The following is a 17,222-nucleotide window of genomic DNA, read 5'->3' as shown; positions in this document are numbered from 1 at the left end:
GTCTTCGCCCGTCGCATAAGGATATCGACCATGCGCCAAGCGCAAAGCCTGCATTTTTCCACCCATGACGGTGTCGAGCTGCACTACCGTCACTGGCCTGCCACGCGCAACGAACACCAGCCGCGTCGGGCGGTGGTGATGTTCCACCGCGGCCATGAACACGGCGGGCGAATGGCCCACCTGGCCGATGAGCTGGCCATGCCGGGCTATGACTTTTTTGCCTGGGATGCCCGCGGCCACGGCCTGTCGCCCGGCGCACGCGGGGACAGCCCAGGCTTTGCGACCAGCGTGCGCGATGTGCAGACGTTCATCGAGCACATTCAGGCCCGCCACGGGCTGGCCGAACAGGACCTGGTGGTGCTGGCGCAGAGTGTCGGCGCGGTGCTGGTGGCCACCTGGGCGCATGATTACGCACCCAAGGTACGTTGCCTGGTGCTGGCGTCTCCGGCGTTCAAGGTCAAGCTGTACGTACCTTTTGCCCGCCCTGGCCTGAAGCTGCTCAAGGCCGTGCGCGGCAATTTCTTCGTCAACAGCTACGTCAAGCCACAACTGCTGACCCATGACCCGGAACGGGTCATGTCGTACAAGGCAGACCCGCTGATCAGCCGGCCCATTTCGGTGACCATGCTGCTAGGCCTGTTTGATGCCGCCGACCGAGTGGTGGCCGACGCCCAGGCGATTCAGCTACCCACGCAACTGCTGGTCTCCGGTGCAGACCTGGTGGTCGAGCGCGCACCTCAGCAGCGCTTCTTCGACCGTCTGGGCAGTGCGCGCAAGGAGATGCACGTGCTGCCAGGGTTCTTCCACGACACCCTGGGCGAGCGCGAGCGGGCACACGCCTTACGCCGTATCGAGCGATTCGTTGAGCACTGCTTCGCCTGCCCGGTCGAACGGCGTTCGCTGCTCGATGCGGACAAGACCGGCGCCAGTTGCGCCGAGGCCGAGAGCCTGGCCGCGCCCTTGCCCCGCCACTCGCTGCGCGGGCTTTACTGGCGCGCCACCCGTGCCGGGCTGCGCTTGGGCAGCAAGGTAGCGGACGGCGTGCGGCTTGGCTTCGACACGGGTTTCGATTCGGGCAGCACACTGGATTATGTGTACCGCAACCAGCCCGCGGGTAAAGGCGGGCTGGGCCGCCTGGTCGACCAGAACTACCTCAATGCCATCGGTTGGCGTGGCATTCGCCAGCGCAAGGTGCATGTCGAAGCGCTGCTGCGCCTGGCCATGGATCGCCTGCGCGATGCCGGCCGCCCGGTGCACATCGTGGATATCGCAGCCGGCCATGGCCGCTACATTCTCGAAGCCCTGCAACAGGTCGATCAGCGCCCTGAGTCAATCCTGCTGCGCGACTACAGCCCGCTCAACGTGCAACAAGGCGCCGCACTGATCCAGGAAAAGGGCCTGGGTGACATTGCCCGTTTCGTTCAGGGCGATGCCTTCGACCGCCATAGCCTGGCGACGCTGGAACAGCCTCCGACGCTGGCAGTGGTGTCAGGCCTGTACGAACTGTTCGCCAGCAACACCCTGGTGAGCCATTCACTGGCTGGCCTGGCCCAGGCGATGGAGGATGGCAGTTACCTGGTCTACACCGGTCAACCGTGGCATCCGCAACTGGAGATGATTGCGCGCGCCTTGACCAGCCACCGGGGTGGCCAGGCTTGGGTGATGCGTCGCCGCAGCCAGGCAGAAATGGACCAGCTGGTTGAAGCAGCGGGCTTTCGCAAGGTGACCCAACGCATCGACGAGTGGGGGATTTTCAGTGTCAGCCTCGCTCAACGGGTGCGCTGAGTGGACCTTGTGTTGGTCGCCAGCCTGCTGCGCCGGGGTCGGCAACTGGCAGGGCTCTCGGACGGCATGACCCTGCTGGCGCTCGGGTTCGGCCTGGTGCCGTTGCTCGGCGCGGCGCTGTCGCCCTGGTCGGTTGTGCCGTGCCTGCTGCTCGTTGGCCTGGGCATGCTGCACAAGTACTGGGCCATTCGCGTTGCGCTCGATGCCGAGCTGTTCGCGCACCTGGCCCAAAGCCAGGACCTGGCGGCAGACATGCAGGCGCTGGACCGCGCGTTGTTCGACCATGGGCTCAAGCCGCAGCCGACCGATGCGCGTACCTGGCCGCTGCGCAGCCGGGCTGCGCTCGGCCTGCTGCGTCGCCAGGCTCTGTGCCTGGGCCTGCAACTCACGGTGGCCTTGGCTACCGTGCTGATACTGTCTATCAAAGGATGATGAACGCTCCATGCTCGCCAACCTCACCGCCTACCTGATCACTTCGGCCGCACGCCTGATTACCGGGGCGCGAGCCCTCTGGCTGGGGTGCACGCCCCTTCCGGTGCAGCGGCTGTACTTTGCCAACCACAGCAGCCACGGCGATTTCGTCCTGCTGTGGGCATCGCTGCCCCAGACGCTGCGGCGTCGCACTCGGCCGGTAGCTGGCGCCGACTACTGGGCCAAGCCGGGTATTCGCGATTTTCTCATCCGCAAGGTGTTCAATGGCGTGCTGATCCAGCGACAACGCGACGAAGGCCAGGGTCACCCCTTGCAACCGGTGCTCGATGCCGTGGCCCAGGGCGATTCGCTGATCTTCTTTCCCGAAGGCACACGCAACCTCAGCGATGAGCCCTTGTTGCCGTTGCGAAGTGGCCTGTATCACCTGGCGGCGGCCCACCCACAGGTCGAGCTGGTGCCGGTGTGGATCGCCAACCTCAATCGTGTGATGCCCAAGGGACGCGCCTTGCCGTTACCGTTGCTGTGCACCCTGAGTTTCGGCGAACCCTTGCACCTGCAGGCCGACGAAAGCAAGCAAGCCTTTCTGGAGCGGGCTGGCCAGGCCCTGCTCGATCTAGCCCCCAAGGACGTTTGACATGCACGACAATACCTTCGCGCTGTTCGCCGGCATCGGCGCCCTGCTGCTGCTCGCCAGTGTGATCGGCCGTGTCCTGAAATGGCGCGCAGGCCCCGGGCCCCATGCGGTGATCGACAACCTCAACGCCCGCATCAATGCCTGGTGGGTCATGGTGCTGGTGATCGGCATCGCCTTCGTCTTCGGCAAATACGGCGTGATCGTGTTGTTCTACGGCGTGTCGTTCTACGCCTTGCGCGAATTCATGACCCTCACCCCCACCCGGCGCAGTGACTACCCCGCCCTGGCAGCGGCGTTCTATATTGCGCTGCCCGTCCAGTACGTGCTGATCGCCATGGACTGGTATGGCCTGTTCAGCATCTTCATTCCGGTCTACCTGTTCCTGTTGCTGCCGATCCTGGCAAGCCTGGGGGGCGACACCACGCGCTTTCTGGAGCGGGCTTCCAAGGTGCAGTGGGGCTTGATGATCGCGGTGTACTGCGTGTCGGCGGTACCGGCGCTGATGACCCTGGAGATTCCCGGTTTTGAAGGGCGCAACCTGCTGCTTATCGCCTGGCTGATCGTGGTGGTGCAGCTCAGTGATGTGCTGCAGTACGTGTGCGGCAAGCTGTTCGGCAAGCGCAAGGTGGCGCCAAACCTCTCGCCCTCCAAAACCCTCGAGGGCCTGGTGGGCGGCGTGGCACTGGCCACGCTGATCGGCGCGCTGCTGTGCTGGATCACGCCGTTCAGCTTCTGGCAGGCTGCCCTGATGGCCCTGGCGGTCAATGCCATGGGCTTCTTTGGTGGGCTGGTGATGTCGGCGATCAAGCGCGACCGTGGCGTGAAGGACTGGGGGCATATGATCGAAGGCCATGGCGGCATGCTCGACCGCATCGACTCGGTCTGCTTCGCTGCACCGGTTTTTTTCCACTTCGTGCGTTACTGGTGGGCTTGAAGCGGCGCCAACGCCTGGTAGCGAACTAGCCTGTAGCCTGAGCTGAATCTGCATGAACAGCGCGGCCAGGCACCTGGACGTCGACTTCAGGCAACTGCACGGGCGCTTCAACACCTATGGTGACGGGTCATTCAACCAGTCACAGGAGTTGTGCCATGTCCGATTTCATCACCGTGCTGCGTGAAACCTGCCCCACCCCGGTCGTGGACGCTACCAAGTGGAAACGTATCGGCGGCGACCCGCACACCGTGAACCTGAACGCCTACCTGTCAGCCGACGGCAGCAAGATCATGGGCACCTGGATCTGCACCCCAGGCAAGTTCGAAGTCAACTATGACAAGTGGGAATACTGCCACTTCCTCGATGGCTACTGCATCGTCACCCCGGAAGGCGAGGAACCGAAGCACCTCAAGGCAGGTGACGTGTTCGTGATCGAGCCAGGAATGAAGGGCACGTGGGAGGTGGTCGAGACGGTGCGCAAGTACTTCGTCTTCGCCTGATTCGCAGACGCAGGGGGCGCGATGAGCCGCCCCCTGCACGTTCATGACGTGCCCCTTTGCTCACTGTGGCTTGCGATAGGCCTCAATGATGGCTGAAAAGTCCTTGCCACCCTCCCCACGCAGGCTCATGGCCTGATACAGCTGTTGCGCAACGGCGCCAAGGATCACAGGCTGGCGGGCCTGACGCGCAGCTTCAGTGGCCAGCCCCAGGTCCTTGAGCATCAATTCGGCGCCGAAGCCGCCGGTGTAGCCACGCGAAGACGGCGCCGTGTCGATCACGCCAGGCCAGGGATTATAGGTGTCGGAGCTCCAGCAGCGTCCGGTGGAGCTGTTGATGATCCCTGCCAGCACCTGGGTGTCGATACCCAAGGCATTGCCCAGTGCCATGGCCTCGGACACACCGATCATCGAAATGCCCAGCAGCAGGTTGTTGCAGATCTTGGCGATCTGCCCCGTCCCCACTTCGCCGCAGTGCACGATGTTGCGGCCCATTTGCTCGAGCACCGGCTTGAGCGCTGAGAACAGTGCGTCGCTGGCCCCGACCATGAACGTCAGCGTACCGGCCGCCGCCCCACCCGTGCCCCCTGAGACCGGTGCATCGCCCATGTCCACGCCCTTGGCGGCCGCCGCCTTGGACACCTCGCGGGCGGTTTGCGGGTCGATGGTGCTGCAATCGACGGTAGGCGTGCCAGCTCGGATCCCGGCCAGTACCCCATCGTCATCGAGGTAGACGCTGCGCACGTGCGCGGCGGCCGGCAACATAGTGATGACCAGGTCGCTTTCGGCCACCGCCTCGCGTGGTGAGGCGCTGACCTGCCCACCCAGGGCGCCGAGTTCTGCCAGTACCTCCTTGTTCAGGTCGAACAGGGCAAGGTGGTGACCGGCCTTGATCAGGTTGCGGGCCATGGGGGCGCCCATGTTGCCCAAGCCAATGAATGCGATACGCATGTCGTGCTCCTTAGCGCAGGCTGATGGTGGTGTTCACGCCGTCGTTGATACTGTCGTCATCGAACCAGCGGGCGGTAACCGTCTTGGTCTGGGTGTAGAACTGCACCACCTGCTTGCCGTACGGCCCCAGGTCTCCCAGCTTGGAGCCGCGCGAGCCGGTGAAGCTGAAGAACGGTACGGGTACCGGGATCGGGATGTTGATGCCCACCTGCCCGACGTCGATCTCGCTCTGGAACTTGCGCGCCGCCGCGCCGCTCTGGGTGAACAGACCGGTCCCGTTGCCGAACGGGTTGGCGTTGACCAGTGCGATGGCCTCGTCGAGGGTATCGACCTCGAGCGTGACCAGCACCGGCCCGAAGATTTCCTGGGTATAGACCTGCATGTCGGTGGTCACCCCGGAGAACAAGGTGGGGCCGACGAAGTTGCCTTGCTCATAGCCCGGCACCTTGACGTCGCGGCCATCGAGCTCCAACGTGGCGCCTTCTCGGATGCCGCTCTCGATCAGGCTCAGTACACGCTCCTTGGCCCGCTTGGACACCACCGGCCCCACATCGGTACCCGGCTCGCAGCCAGCGTTGACGCTGAGCTTGCTCGCCGCCTGCTTGATGTCCGGCAGCCATTCGCGGGCCTTGCCCACCAGCACCGCGACCGAGGTGGCCATGCAGCGCTGGCCTGCGGCACCAAAGGCCGCCCCTACAAGGGCATTCACGGTCTGCGTACGGTTGGCGTCCGGCAGCACCACGGCATGGTTCTTGGCGCCCATCATCGACTGCACGCGCTTGCCATGCTGGCTGGCGAGGTTGTAGACATGGGTACCCACTTCGGTCGAGCCGACGAAGGAAATCGCCTTGATGTCCTGGTGCGTGCACAGGGCATCGACCACGGCCTTGCCCCCATGGACGACGTTGAGCACACCGGCCGGCACCCCGGCCTCCACGGCCAGCTCGACCAGCAACAGCGTGGACAACGGGTCCTGCTCGGAGGGCTTGAGCACGAACGTATTGCCACAGACGATGGCCATGGGGAACATCCACAGCGGGATCATCGCGGGGAAGTTGAACGGTGTGATGCCGGCGCACACCCCGATCGGCTGGCGCAAGGTGTAGGTATCGACACCGCCTGCCACGTTTTCGGCGAATTCGCCCATTTGCAGGGTGCCGATGGAAGCCGCGTGCTCAACCACTTCCAGGCCACGGAAGATATCGCCCTCGGCGTCGGCCAGTGTCTTGCCCTGTTCGGCGCTCAGCACCTGGGCGATGCGCTTGCTGTGCTCACGAATCAGCGCCTGGAGCTTGAGCATGATGCGCATGCGCGCGCCAATCGGCGTATGGCGCCAGGTCAAAAAGGCGCGCTGGGCCGCTGCCACGGCGGCGTCCACCTCCTCGGTGGTGGCGAACGGAACACGCGCCAGCACGGCCTGGGTGGCCGGGTTGACGATATCGCGCCACTCGCTCGTTCGGGACTCCACCCATTGGCCATCGATCAGCAGCTTGGCCTGCTCGACCTTGGTCTGGTCAGGGGACTGGGGTGCGTTCATCTGCGTTCTCCTTGGAATTATTGTCAGGACGAGATCGCCAGCGCCGTCGCTAACGCGGGGTGGCGTGAGAGGGCATGTTTCGAGTATAGATGTGCAAACATCCTACAAGAACGCATAAAAATTCCGGATCATCATGCAAAAAGACCTCACATCCCTGAGCGCGCTCAACTGGGACGACTTGAAGTTCTTTCTTGAAGTAGCCCGCACCCGCAAGGCCAGCAGCGCGGCCAAACGCCTGAGCGTGGACTACACCACCGTCTCGCGGCGCATCACGTCGCTGGAGGGGGCGCTTGGCACCTTGTTGTTCGAAAAATCGCGCACCAGCGGTTTTGTGCTGACGGCAGAAGGCCAACGCCTGCTCGGTTATGCCGAGGCCATCGAGAGTACGCTGCACATGGCGTGCGAGCAGGTGTCAGGCTCCGGGGTGGCGCTGTCGGGGCATGTGCGCATGGGCTGCACCGAAGGCTTCGGCAGCTTCTTCATCACCCCGCAGCTGAGCCACTTCGTCGATGCATACCCGGCGATTTCAGTGGATATCCTGCCGCTGCCGCACTTCATCAGTCTGTCCAAGCGCGAGGCAGACATCGTCATCGCCCTGGAACGCCCGGAACACGGGCCCTATGTATGCTGCAAGCTATGCGACTACCGGCTGCGCCTGTACGCCACCCAGGCCTACCTGGACAGCCACGCGCCGATCCAGGCCGTTGCCGACCTGGCCGGGCATCCCTTCATCAGCTATGTCGACGACCTGGCTTTCAGCTCCGAGCTGCTGTACCTGGCCAACCTGATCCCTGGGGCCACGGCCCACCTGCGCAGTACCAGCGTGATTGCCCAGTGCACCGCGGCGCTTCAAGGTCGGGGGCTGGCCATTCTGCCGTGTTTTCTGGCCGCGCAGGACCCGCGGCTGGTCACGGTGCTGCCCGATCAGGTGGAGGTGACGCGGCAATTCTGGATGTATTGCCGCGAAGACCTGCGCAAACTCAAGCGCATCACCTTGTTGTGGGACTACATCCGCGAGGTGACCGAAGCCAATGCCGCACTGATGATGGGGCAGGATACGGTGATGCGCTTTGCCAGGTCCTGCACCCAGCCCTGACGGCGCTCGCCCTCACACCTGCTCGAGCATCAACCCCGAGATACGTCGAACCTTGCGCTCCACGGCTTCCTCGAAGATGCCCTGGCGAGGTTCGACCAGGCTGAAGCAGTGCTTGGCACGGGTGATGCCGGTGTAGATCAGCTCCTTGGTCAGCACCGGATTGAGTGCGTCGGGCAGGACCAGTGCGGTATGGCCGAATTCCGAGCCCTGGGATTTGTGCACGGTCATGGCGAACACGGTTTCCACCTCGTTCAAGCGGCTGGGCAGTACAAAGCGTACGCCTCCCTTGCCATCGTTGCGGGGAAAGGCCACGCGCAGCAATGGCCTGCCCTGTTCGTCCGGCAGGCACAGGGCGATGCCGATGTCGCCGTTCATCAAACCCAGCCCATAGTCGTTGCGCGTGACCAACACCGGGCGGCCCTCGTACCAAGGCTGCTGGCTGTCGATCAGGCGGGCGTTGTGCAGCACCCGCGCTACCCGCTCGTTCAACCCTTCAACGCCCCAGGCGCCGCGGCGCACGGCGCACAACAGCTGGAAATCCTCGAAACTGTGCAAGACCTTGGCAGCCCAGCGCTCCCACGCAGGGTCGTCGAAGGGAGTGTCCAGCGCCGGACGCTGGCTGCCCAGTGTACGCAGGTAGCTGCGATACCCCTGAGGGCCTTCTGCGCCGCGGTCCAGGCCGTCGAGCAGCAGGCGATCGAAGGCGCGGTCATGCTCCTGTTTCAGGGCTAGGCTGTGGACGTCGGGCGGCGGCATGGCCAGTAGGTTGCGCGCCGCGTGGCTTTGCTGGCGATTGACCAACCGGGCGAGCTGGCCGATGCCGCTGCCTTCGCCGAAGCGCCGGGAAAAGCGCAGCATGACCACTTGCTGAGCCAGTGGGTGGCGCTGTTCATCACCTGGCTCAAGACCGCTTTCAGACAGCGATTGCCCGCCGATATGCTCCAGCCATGCTTGGGTCGCTGGGGAGTAGCGGCCCTGCTCGGCATCCCGGCACAAATCACCCAGCACCGCACCGGCCTCCACCGAGGCCAGCTGATCCTTGTCACCCAGCAGCACCAGCCGTGCCTTTGGCGGCATGGCATCGAGCAGGTTGGCCATCATCTCCAGGTCGATCATCGAGGCTTCATCGACCACCAGTACGTCCAGGGGCAGCGGGTTGGCGGCATTGTGACGGAAATGTCGCGAGCCTGGACGGCTGCCGAGCAGGCGGTGCACGGTGCTGACTTCAGTGGGGATATGGCCACGCACGGCGCTGCTGACCTGCAGACGCTCGACTTGCTGGCCAATGGATTCGGTCAGGCGAGCAGCGGCCTTGCCCGTGGGCGCCGCCAGGCGGATGCGCAACGGCCTGCCCGCTTCCACTGCCGGGGCCTGGAGCAAGGCAAGCAGGCGTACCACGGTGGTGGTCTTGCCGGTGCCAGGCCCACCGGTGATGATGCTGAACCCGGCGCGCGTGGCCAGGGCGCAGGCAAGCTTCTGCCAGTCCACCTGCCCTGCGAGGCTGCCGCCCTCGAACAGGGCGTCCAGACGCGCCGCCAGGTCTGGGGGTATGGCGTCGGCCTGGGTCAGGCGTTGGCGCAATGTGCTGTCGATGCGTCGTTCATAACTCCAGTAGCGGCGCAGGTAGAGGCGTTCGCCGCTGAGGACCAAAGGCCGTGTGTGCTGCCCGGGCGCATCGGCGGCTGCCACCAGCGGGCTTGCGGCAATGCGCTGGCGCCAGGCGTCCAGGTCAAGGCCGGCCAGCAGCTGGGAGGGCAACAGCAGCGGGCCGGTCAATGCATCACCCTCAGGCGGTAACGAGAGCGCGAAGTCAGGTTCGGCCAAGGTCTGCTGCAAGTCCAGGCAGACGTGCCCATGCCCCAGTTGATGGCTGGCAAGGGCGGCGGCCAACAGCAACAGCGGGTCACTGCCCGGCGCAAGCGTCTCCAGAAATGACACGAAAGCACGGTCCAGCGCCCGCAACCAGCCGCGCTCGACCCAGCGATCGAGCAGTTGCAGCAGGTCACTGCTGCGGTGTTGAGGGGCGAGGGCCAGTAGGTGCTCGGCTTGCAGGGGGGTGGGCAGCAGGTCGAGGAGGCTTCGGCTCATGGGGCGTCTCCGGCAAACAGGTCATGCGCAGCAGGCGCGTGCTCGCCGCGAAACAACGCATCGAGGGTTTCGATCAGCTCGCGCGGGGGCTTGGCGTTATAAATGCCATGCCCGCTGCTGTTGGCCCCTCGCAGGAAAATGAAAAGGGCCCCGCCCACATGAAGGTCATAGTCATAGTCCGGCAGGCGGGCGCGCAGCTGTCGGTGCAGGGCCAACAGGTACAGCACGTACTGCAGGTCGTAACGATGCTCGAGGATGGCTTGCTGCATCGCGGCAGGGTCATATGCCTGGATGTCCGGGCCCAACCAGTTGGATTTGTAATCGGTCACGTAGTAGCGCCCCTGCAGCTCGAACGCCAGGTCGATGAAGCCCTTGAACATGCCGTTGAGCAGCGTCGGCTGCGCAGCTGGGCGCAGTAGACCTGGATGGGTGTAGTGGGCCACCAGGCGGTCGAGTTGCTGGGCATCGACCTGATGACTGGCAAACCAGAACTCCATCTCGACCTGATAGTGGGTGAGCTGGCTGAGGGTCACGGTCAGGCCGTTTTGCGCCACTGGCATCGGTGTGTCGAGCAGGCCTGTGAGCCACTGGGTCAGCGTCGGTATCCAGCCCTCCCAACCGCGCCGGTTACAGCGCTGACCCACGGTGCGGGCCAGCGCTTGCGGGTTGTCGCGCACCTGGGCAAAGCCTTCGCGCCCGGCCCACTCCAGCAAACCGTGGAGGAACGTGCCGGGGTTGGGACCGCGGGGGAAACGGTGGATGTCTCCGCTATCGGCCGGGACCTCGCGCAGAACCTGGGTATCGACGCGCTCATCATCGAGCAGTTGTTGCGCCAGGGAACTGTCGACGCCCAGCGCCTGTTCGCCGATCCGCAGGGCGCTGTAAGAGGCGATCCACCACTGTTCGGCCGCCGCGCGGCGGGGCATACGGGCTGGAACCAGCTGATGCTGCAACTGCGGTGTCTGGTAGGCCGCCCGGTCCGCCTCCGGAAGCCCTGGGCAGGTAATGTGCGCGCTGGTATCGGCCAGTGCTTGCAACCAGTCTGCCAGTTGCTTGGAGTCGGCAAGCTCAGTGCCGCCGCCCAGCAGGTAGCCGAGCGCCGAGCGATGCAGGTTCGAGCGCTTGTGATTCCCGCGCTTGAGGTCGGCCACCCCCAGCCAGCAGGCGTGCTGGGCACGGGTAAGCGCCACATACAAAAGGCGCAAGTCTTCGGCCAAACGTTCGTCATCGGCGCGCTCGATCTGCGTGGCGTCCGGCGTCAGGGTCAAGTGCGCATTGCCTTGGCTGTCATGCCAAGCGAGCGGCAGGCGGCTACCGTCCACCGGTTTGCTGGAGCAGATGAACGGCAGATACACCAAGGGGTATTCCAGGCCTTTGGACTTGTGGATGGTCACCACCTTGACCAGTTGCTCGTCACTCTCCAGGCGCAGGATCTGCTCCTCGCCAGCCTGGCCTGAACTGGCCAGATGATCGGCCAAGTGCCGGATCAGCGCCTGTTCACCGTCCAGCTCGCCTGCGGCCTGCTGGAGCAACTCGGCCAAGTGCAAGAGGTTGGTGAGCACTCGCTCGCCGTCCGTGCGGCGAATGAGCGTTCGCGGCAGTTCGAAGTCATGCAGCAACTGGCGCAGCATGGGCAGTACGCCCTGGCGCTGCCACGTGTCGCGGTAGGCGCGAAACCGCATCACCCAGCTTTCCCACACCCGTTCGTCCTGGTTCAGGCGATCAAGCGCCGGCAGCGACAGGTCGAGCGTCAAGCTGGCCAACGCCGCCTTGAGCAGACGCTCGGAGTCCGGCTCTGCGCAGGCTTTGAGCCAGGCCAGCAGGTCATGGGCTTCCTGGGCGGCGAACACCGAGTCCTTGTCGGAGAGGTAGACGCTGCGCACGCCTCGGGCAGCGAGCTCCGTGCGGATGCGTTGCGCCTCGTGGCCATCGCGCACCAGGATGGCGATGTCCGAAGGCAGGCACGGGCGCAATTGGCCATTGGCGTGCGCAAAGCCTGCCGCGCCGCGTTGACTGGCGTTGAGCAGGCCCACGATGTGGCTCGCGCAACTGGCGGCCATCTGCTGCCGGTAAACGCCCACCGAAACCGGCTCGTCGCTGGGTAGTTGCCAGCACTGAAGTGCGGCGCAGGGTTGCCCTTGAAGCATCAATTGCTCGCTGCGGCCCTGGGCGCGCACGGCAACGAAGGGCAGAGGGTTGTCGTGCGCCTCCCGAAAGAGGAAGGCGCCACGCCCGCCGGGACGCGCCTCGGCTTGCTGGAACACCTGGTTGACCGCCGCGACCATGCCTTCGCTGGAGCGGTAGTTGGTGTCCAGGCTGTGCAAGCGCCCTTGGGTCGCACGCCGGGCAGCGAGGTAGGTGTAGATATCGGCACCGCGGAAGGCGTAGATCGCCTGCTTGGGGTCGCCGATCATGAACAGGCCGGTGTCGCCGTGGTTCTCGCCGATGCGGTAGATGCGTTCGAAGATGCCGTACTGGATCGGATCGGTGTCCTGGAATTCATCGATCATCGCCACCGGGAACTGCTCGCGAATCAATCCGGCCAGACGCTCGCCTGCCTCGCTGTGCAGTGCCTGCTGCAACCGCAGGAGCATGTCATCAAAGCCCATTTCCGCGCGGCGCCGCTTCTCCACTTCGAACTGCGCCGAAACCCAACTGGCGGCATGTTCGAGCAGCGCTGCATCCGGACTGGCTAGGCCCTGCAGGTCCTGTTGCAGGGTTTGCATGGCATCGAGTGCAGGGTGCGCTGGCGGCTCGCCGACTTTCCAGGCCTCGGCCAGGCCCGCAGGGGTCAAACGGGTGAAGCCTGTGCCCAGGTCAAGTTCTACGCACTGCTCGTCGTTGCACCACAGGCACAACTTGTCGAACCAGGGTTCGAAATAGCGGGCCTGCATCTTCCTGCCATCCACGTGCTTGGCGGCCACGGCGTCGCGACAGAGCTGTCGCAGCTCCGGTGCCCAGGCAGCCCAGGGCCTCTTGAGCCGGGCCAACTGCTCATCGCGGGCCTGCAACGCCTCAAGGATCAATGTCTCGGGCTCAGGCCCTTGGTGGGCGGCACGCACCCTGCCAAACAACGGGCGAATGCGGGGCAAGAGCGCGGCAGGGCTCACCCAATGGCTACGTACCCACGCCAGGGCCTGGCTTTGCATGCCGTAGCAGAAACGCCGCCAGTAATCGCGCACCACCTGCCCCAGCAGTTCACTGTGGTCGGTTTCCAGACTCTGGGTGAACAGGCTACCGCTGTCGAATGCGTGCTCACGCAGCATGCGCTGGCACCAGCCGTGAATGGTCGATACGGCAGCCTCGTCCATCCACTGCACAGCCGTTTCCAGCCGGGCGGCGCTGCTTGGCCAAGCGTGCTCTGGATAATCGTCACGCAGTTGCGCCAGCAGCGGGTCGACGGCTTCGAGTTCACCGCGGAAAAACCGCGCCGCCTCGGCCAGCCGAGTCCGGATACGCTCGCGCAACTCCTTGGTGGCAGCGTCGGTGAACGTGACCACCAGAATCTGCGGCGGCAGCAGCTCTCGTTCGAAACCCTGCTCGCCACCATGGCCGAGGATAAGGCGCAGGTACAAGGCCGAAATGGTGAATGTCTTGCCGGTTCCCGCGCTGGCCTCGATCAGCTGACTGCCATGCAAGGGGAAATTCAGGGCCAATGGCCGAGCCTGGGTCATGCGTTTTTCTCCGGGTTGCCCAGGGTTTGCCAGGGGGCGTCGAACAGGGGGCGGTACAAGGCCTCGCACCATCCCTCGAAGGTTTCGTCGGCCGTGAGCGCGGCGAAATCGCGGAACTGCCGGGCCAGGGCAACGCTTTCACCGCGCTCGCCGGCACCAGTGCGTTCGTCGCCTTCGTAAGCACGGGCAGCGGCAGCCATGGCTTTGTCCGGCTCGTCCTGGGCGAGCCAGGCGAATGCCGTCTTAGGCGCCACTGGCAGCGGTGCACACATGCCTGCCTGGCGTGCCACCAGCAGTTCTCCCAACAGCTGTGCTGCCGCTTGCTGGCCGACTGGCGCCAGTAGCAGGGTCACGTCACTGGCTACCAGCGCAGTGTGATAGGCGTATCCTGCGGCGCAGGCGGCAAGGTGTGTCACCCATGGCGCGATGAGGCGATGCCATTTGAGGCTGTTGCGCCCTGCACTGATGGTGTTGGGGACCGGGGTGATGCTCAGCACGCTCTGGTCATCGCCTTGGAACACGCGGCCCAGCCAGCCCTCCAGCCGATGAGGACCGTGTTCGAAATGCACGGGCAGTGCGCCCTCAACCTGCCGCGGCCAGCGTTCGAGCAACTGCCCATGGCGTTGCAGCAAATCAGGCAGCGGCTCGATGAGGTCGTGCTGCAAGAGCTCGCCAAAACCGGCCAAGGGCAACAGGCCCTGGGCCTGCAGGCGGCGTGCTTGCTGATGCAGGGCACGCTGGGCATCCTCGGGTGCGCTCAAGGCTGCGCTGAGTAATGCTTCACTTGCGCCATAACGTTGCAAGGCGTCGAGTACGAAAGGCTCTTCGTCCGGCGTGGGCGCTTCGAGCGCTTCGAAGTAGACCTTGAGCCGCTGACTGAAGAAGTGCCGCACTGGGTGCCTCAGAAAATCGGCCAGCTGGTTCAATGTCAGCGGCTCATCATCCTGGTAGGGCGTCAGCTCGGACAGGTCGTGAGGGTCGTCGCTGTGGGCCTGGTGTAGCACTTGCCACTCGTGCGCGTAACTGAACAGCACGCTGCCTTGTTCGAAATAGCGCAGGCTGAACGGCTGCAACGGGTGTTCCTGGGTCAGGGCGTGAAGCAGTTGCTGGCCCGGATCGTGTTTGGTGTCGGCTTGCGCATCGGCCAGTTGCCATCCTGCAGCGATGTGATCGCGAAGCTGGCCGATCAGTACCGAGGCAGGACGCTCGCTGTTGTCGCGGATACTGCGGCCCACCCAGCTCACGTAGAGCTGGTCCTGGGCCGACAATACGGCTTCGAGCAACAGGTAGCGATCATCTTCCCGACGCGAACGATCACCTGGGCGATAGTCGGTGGCCATCAGGTCGAAATCCAGCGGTGGCTGCGCGCGAGGATAGTCACCGTCGTTCATGCCCAGCAGGCAGACCACGCGAAACGGGATGGCCCGCATGGGCATGAGGGTACAGAAATTCACCGAGCCTGCCAGAAACCGCTGGGACAATTTGCCTTGATCCAGGCCCGACAACCAGGCCTCGCGCACCACCGTAAGGGGCAGTGGATCTTGCAGGTCCACGGTTTCGCAGACATCCAGCCACGATTCGCGCAGGTCCTGCAACCGGATCAGCAAGAACTCGTCCTGCTCATCCTCGGCCAGGAAGAAGACGTGCAGCAGGGCATTGAGGCGTTCGCTCCACTCGCCGGCGTTGGCCGGGGATGACAAGGTTTGGCACGCCACTTCCAGCGCATCGAGCAACGCGACAAGCGGGCCAATCAGCGCAGCGTCCAGCCCGCCTATCTCGTCATAAGGCTCTATGCCATCGCAGGCATCACCTACACCCACGGCATACCCCAGCAACATCCGCCGCAAACCAAAGCGCCAGGAGTTCTGCTCGAGACCTTCCGGCAAGCCAAGGCTGGCCCGTTGCTCGGCATTGAGCCCCCAGCGAATGCCGGCCCCTTCGATCCAGCGGTGTAGGGTGGGCAAGTCGCCTTCGCGAATGCCAAACCGAGCCCGTACTGCCGGCACGTCCAGCAGGTCCAGCACTTCGCTGACGGCAAAGCGGCTTTCGGGAAGTTTGAGCAGGTGCTCCAGGGCGATCAGCAGCGGCTCGCGGCCACGCTGGCCCTGGTCGGTCAAGGTAAAAGGGATGTAGCGAGGGTCTTTACGCTGCACCTGGCCGAAGACGGCCCGTATGTGCGGTGCGTAGCTATCCACGTCGGGCAACATGACGATGACGTCGCGTGGACGCAGTGTGGGATCTGCGCTGAAGCGAGCCAACAACTGATCGTGGAGAATCTCGACTTCCCGTTGCGTGCTGTGCGCAACGTGAAAGCGCACCGAACGGTCGCGGCGTGCATTGACCGGCGGCCACTGCTCACGGGATTCGGCCAGCGGGCGCAATTGAAGGATATCGTCCTGTAGCTGGTTGAGCAGCGTTACGGGTGAGCCTTCGGTGAACAGGTCGATGCGTCCATCGCTGAAGACACCCTGGTAACTTCCTGGGTCGTCGTAGCTGTCGAGCAGATTGATGTAGTCGCGGCCTTGCTTGCCCCAGGCTGCCAACAGGGGATGTGCGTGTTGGTGCAGTGACTGGTCATCGAGTTCCAATGGCATGCCGGGCCGGCGTTGCTGACGCTTGTACTGGTGCCGCAGCAAGTCCTTGTCGGCCACGATATCGGCCCAGTGATGGCGACAAGGATTGTGCACGCATAACAACACCTGGCTGAAACGGGCGAGACCGGCCAGCGCTTCGAGCGTCTGGGCCGGCAGCGAGGAGATACCGAACACGATGACCCGCGCGGGCAGGTTTGCCGGGGCCTGCTTCAGGTCGTCGATACAGGCCATGAACCGCTGGTGGACGCCGGCACGGCTCTGGGCCATGCCCTGCTCGCCTACGTCCTCCAACAAGGCACGCCACAGCTCTGCCTGCCAGCAGTTATCCACAGGCAATGGCTTGCGTTCGCTGCGTGCAGTATTGAGCACATGCCGTCCTGCGGCCCACTCTTTCAACCAGTCGGCGCGGTATACCTGATATTGGTCGAACAGGTCGGCCAGGCGCTCGGCGAGCTGATAGCGTTTGCGCAGATCGCTGTCGTCAGTCAGAAAACGCCGCAACGGCTCGAAGTGCGGCCGCTCAATCAGCTCGGGTAATAGGCGCATCAAGCGCCAGGTGAGCGGTGCCTTGTCGAGCAGCGACACTTCCGGTATCTGATCGCGGCCCAACACGGTGCGGTACAGCTGCCACATGAAACTACCCGGGAGCTGCATCTCGATGGCAGCGGCAATGCCACAACCGCCCTGGTCATCCTCTAGGGGGTCTTCGGCCAAAGCGAGCTTGAGCCATTGGGCGATACCATTGCTCTGAACCAGCGCGATTTCGTTCTCTAGAGGCGCCAGGGGGTAACGGCGCATCCAGCTCACCACCAGGCTGCGCAGGTCGTCGGGGCGATTGCCGTGGACGATCATGAAGCCAGGCTGGAGGTGAGTACTGGACATCGGCAGGTCTCTTTAAGGGCGAGTTGACTTGGGCAGGAACGATATCACGGCGCGGATCAAGGGCGGGGCCGTAGCAAGGTGTGGAAGCGTTGATGCGGGGTATTTAATGCTCCAAGGC

Annotated in this window: 11 protein-coding genes; 6 read left to right on the top strand and 5 right to left on the bottom strand. The window is 64.2% G+C overall.

The annotated features are described in order from the left end of the window. Positions 1 to 30: 30 nt before the first annotated feature. From B2J77_RS03545 to B2J77_RS03525, 5 genes are all read left to right on the top strand, one after another. Positions 31 to 1,785 carry a bifunctional alpha/beta hydrolase/class I SAM-dependent methyltransferase gene (locus tag B2J77_RS03545; RefSeq protein WP_078477997.1) on the top strand — a complete coding sequence of 585 codons (1,755 nt, stop codon included), beginning with the start codon at positions 31 to 33 and terminating at the stop codon, positions 1,783 to 1,785. After that, positions 1,786 to 2,217, top strand: a complete 432-nt coding sequence (locus B2J77_RS03540) for a hypothetical protein (RefSeq protein ID WP_078477996.1) — start codon at positions 1,786 to 1,788, stop codon at positions 2,215 to 2,217. A gap of 10 nt (positions 2,218 to 2,227) precedes the next feature. Further along, a complete protein-coding gene (locus B2J77_RS03535) occupies positions 2,228 to 2,851 on the top strand; it encodes a lysophospholipid acyltransferase family protein (RefSeq protein ID WP_058604849.1) in 624 nt (207 codons plus the stop codon). A gap of 1 nt (position 2,852) precedes the next feature. Beyond that, positions 2,853 to 3,785 (top strand): phosphatidate cytidylyltransferase, encoded by a 933-nt coding sequence (locus B2J77_RS03530; protein WP_058639891.1) that lies wholly within the window; start codon positions 2,853 to 2,855, stop codon positions 3,783 to 3,785. Between the two features lie 155 nt (positions 3,786 to 3,940). Continuing rightward, complete coding sequence (locus tag B2J77_RS03525) at positions 3,941 to 4,285, top strand: cupin domain-containing protein (RefSeq protein WP_023534343.1); 345 nt, start codon at positions 3,941 to 3,943, stop codon at positions 4,283 to 4,285. Between the two features lie 60 nt (positions 4,286 to 4,345). On the opposite strand, the gene mmsB is transcribed toward B2J77_RS03525, so the two are convergent. After that, positions 4,346 to 5,233, bottom strand: coding sequence for a 3-hydroxyisobutyrate dehydrogenase (mmsB, locus tag B2J77_RS03520; RefSeq protein WP_058639892.1), 888 nt, complete (start codon positions 5,231 to 5,233; stop codon positions 4,346 to 4,348). A gap of 10 nt (positions 5,234 to 5,243) precedes the next feature. Further along, complete coding sequence (locus B2J77_RS03515; RefSeq protein WP_058639893.1) at positions 5,244 to 6,770, bottom strand: CoA-acylating methylmalonate-semialdehyde dehydrogenase; 1,527 nt, start codon at positions 6,768 to 6,770, stop codon at positions 5,244 to 5,246. A 133-nt stretch (positions 6,771 to 6,903) separates the two neighbouring features. On the opposite strand from B2J77_RS03515, the gene B2J77_RS03510 reads away from it, so the two are divergent. Continuing rightward, positions 6,904 to 7,866, top strand: a complete 963-nt coding sequence (locus tag B2J77_RS03510; RefSeq protein WP_078477995.1) for a LysR family transcriptional regulator — start codon at positions 6,904 to 6,906, stop codon at positions 7,864 to 7,866. 12 nt (positions 7,867 to 7,878) lie between these two features. On the opposite strand, the gene recD is transcribed toward B2J77_RS03510, so the two are convergent. The 3 genes from recD to recC are packed head-to-tail and all read right to left on the bottom strand — an operon-like array spanning position 7,879 to position 17,104. Beyond that, positions 7,879 to 9,954, bottom strand: coding sequence for an exodeoxyribonuclease V subunit alpha (gene recD / locus B2J77_RS03505; RefSeq protein WP_078477994.1), 2,076 nt, complete (start codon positions 9,952 to 9,954; stop codon positions 7,879 to 7,881). Continuing rightward, positions 9,951 to 13,628 (bottom strand): exodeoxyribonuclease V subunit beta, encoded by a 3,678-nt coding sequence (gene recB / locus B2J77_RS03500; RefSeq protein ID WP_078477993.1) that lies wholly within the window; start codon positions 13,626 to 13,628, stop codon positions 9,951 to 9,953. Before recB ends, recD begins: the two co-directional genes overlap by 4 nt. Then, a complete protein-coding gene (recC, locus tag B2J77_RS03495; RefSeq protein WP_078477992.1) occupies positions 13,625 to 17,104 on the bottom strand; it encodes an exodeoxyribonuclease V subunit gamma in 3,480 nt (1,159 codons plus the stop codon). Before recC ends, recB begins: the two co-directional genes overlap by 4 nt. Between the last annotated feature and the right edge of the window lie 118 nt (positions 17,105 to 17,222).

Origin of the sequence: Pseudomonas parafulva (genome assembly GCF_002021815.1) — a bacterium.
GTDB classification, from domain to species: domain Bacteria; phylum Pseudomonadota; class Gammaproteobacteria; order Pseudomonadales; family Pseudomonadaceae; genus Aquipseudomonas; species Aquipseudomonas parafulva_B.
Note: the sequence above shows the minus strand (reverse complement) of the source record. Positions and strands in the feature narration are given on the sequence as shown.

What these genes read in the sequence shown, in the direction of transcription:
- B2J77_RS03545 (WP_078477997.1), top strand. Translation starts at nt 31, where the DNA reads ATGCGCCAAGCGCAAAGCCTGCATTTTTCCACCCATGACGGTGTCGAG.
- B2J77_RS03525 (WP_023534343.1), top strand. Translation starts at nt 3,941, where the DNA reads ATGTCCGATTTCATCACCGTGCTGCGTGAAACCTGCCCCACCCCGGTC.
- B2J77_RS03530 (WP_058639891.1), top strand. Translation starts at nt 2,853, where the DNA reads ATGCACGACAATACCTTCGCGCTGTTCGCCGGCATCGGCGCCCTGCTG.
- mmsB (WP_058639892.1), bottom strand. Translation starts at nt 5,233, where the DNA reads ATGCGTATCGCATTCATTGGCTTGGGCAACATGGGCGCCCCCATGGCC.
- recC (WP_078477992.1), bottom strand. Translation starts at nt 17,104, where the DNA reads ATGTCCAGTACTCACCTCCAGCCTGGCTTCATGATCGTCCACGGCAAT.
- B2J77_RS03515 (WP_058639893.1), bottom strand. Translation starts at nt 6,770, where the DNA reads ATGAACGCACCCCAGTCCCCTGACCAGACCAAGGTCGAGCAGGCCAAG.
- recD (WP_078477994.1), bottom strand. Translation starts at nt 9,954, where the DNA reads ATGAGCCGAAGCCTCCTCGACCTGCTGCCCACCCCCCTGCAAGCCGAG.
- recB (WP_078477993.1), bottom strand. Translation starts at nt 13,628, where the DNA reads ATGACCCAGGCTCGGCCATTGGCCCTGAATTTCCCCTTGCATGGCAGT.
- B2J77_RS03510 (WP_078477995.1), top strand. Translation starts at nt 6,904, where the DNA reads ATGCAAAAAGACCTCACATCCCTGAGCGCGCTCAACTGGGACGACTTG.
- B2J77_RS03535 (WP_058604849.1), top strand. Translation starts at nt 2,228, where the DNA reads ATGCTCGCCAACCTCACCGCCTACCTGATCACTTCGGCCGCACGCCTG.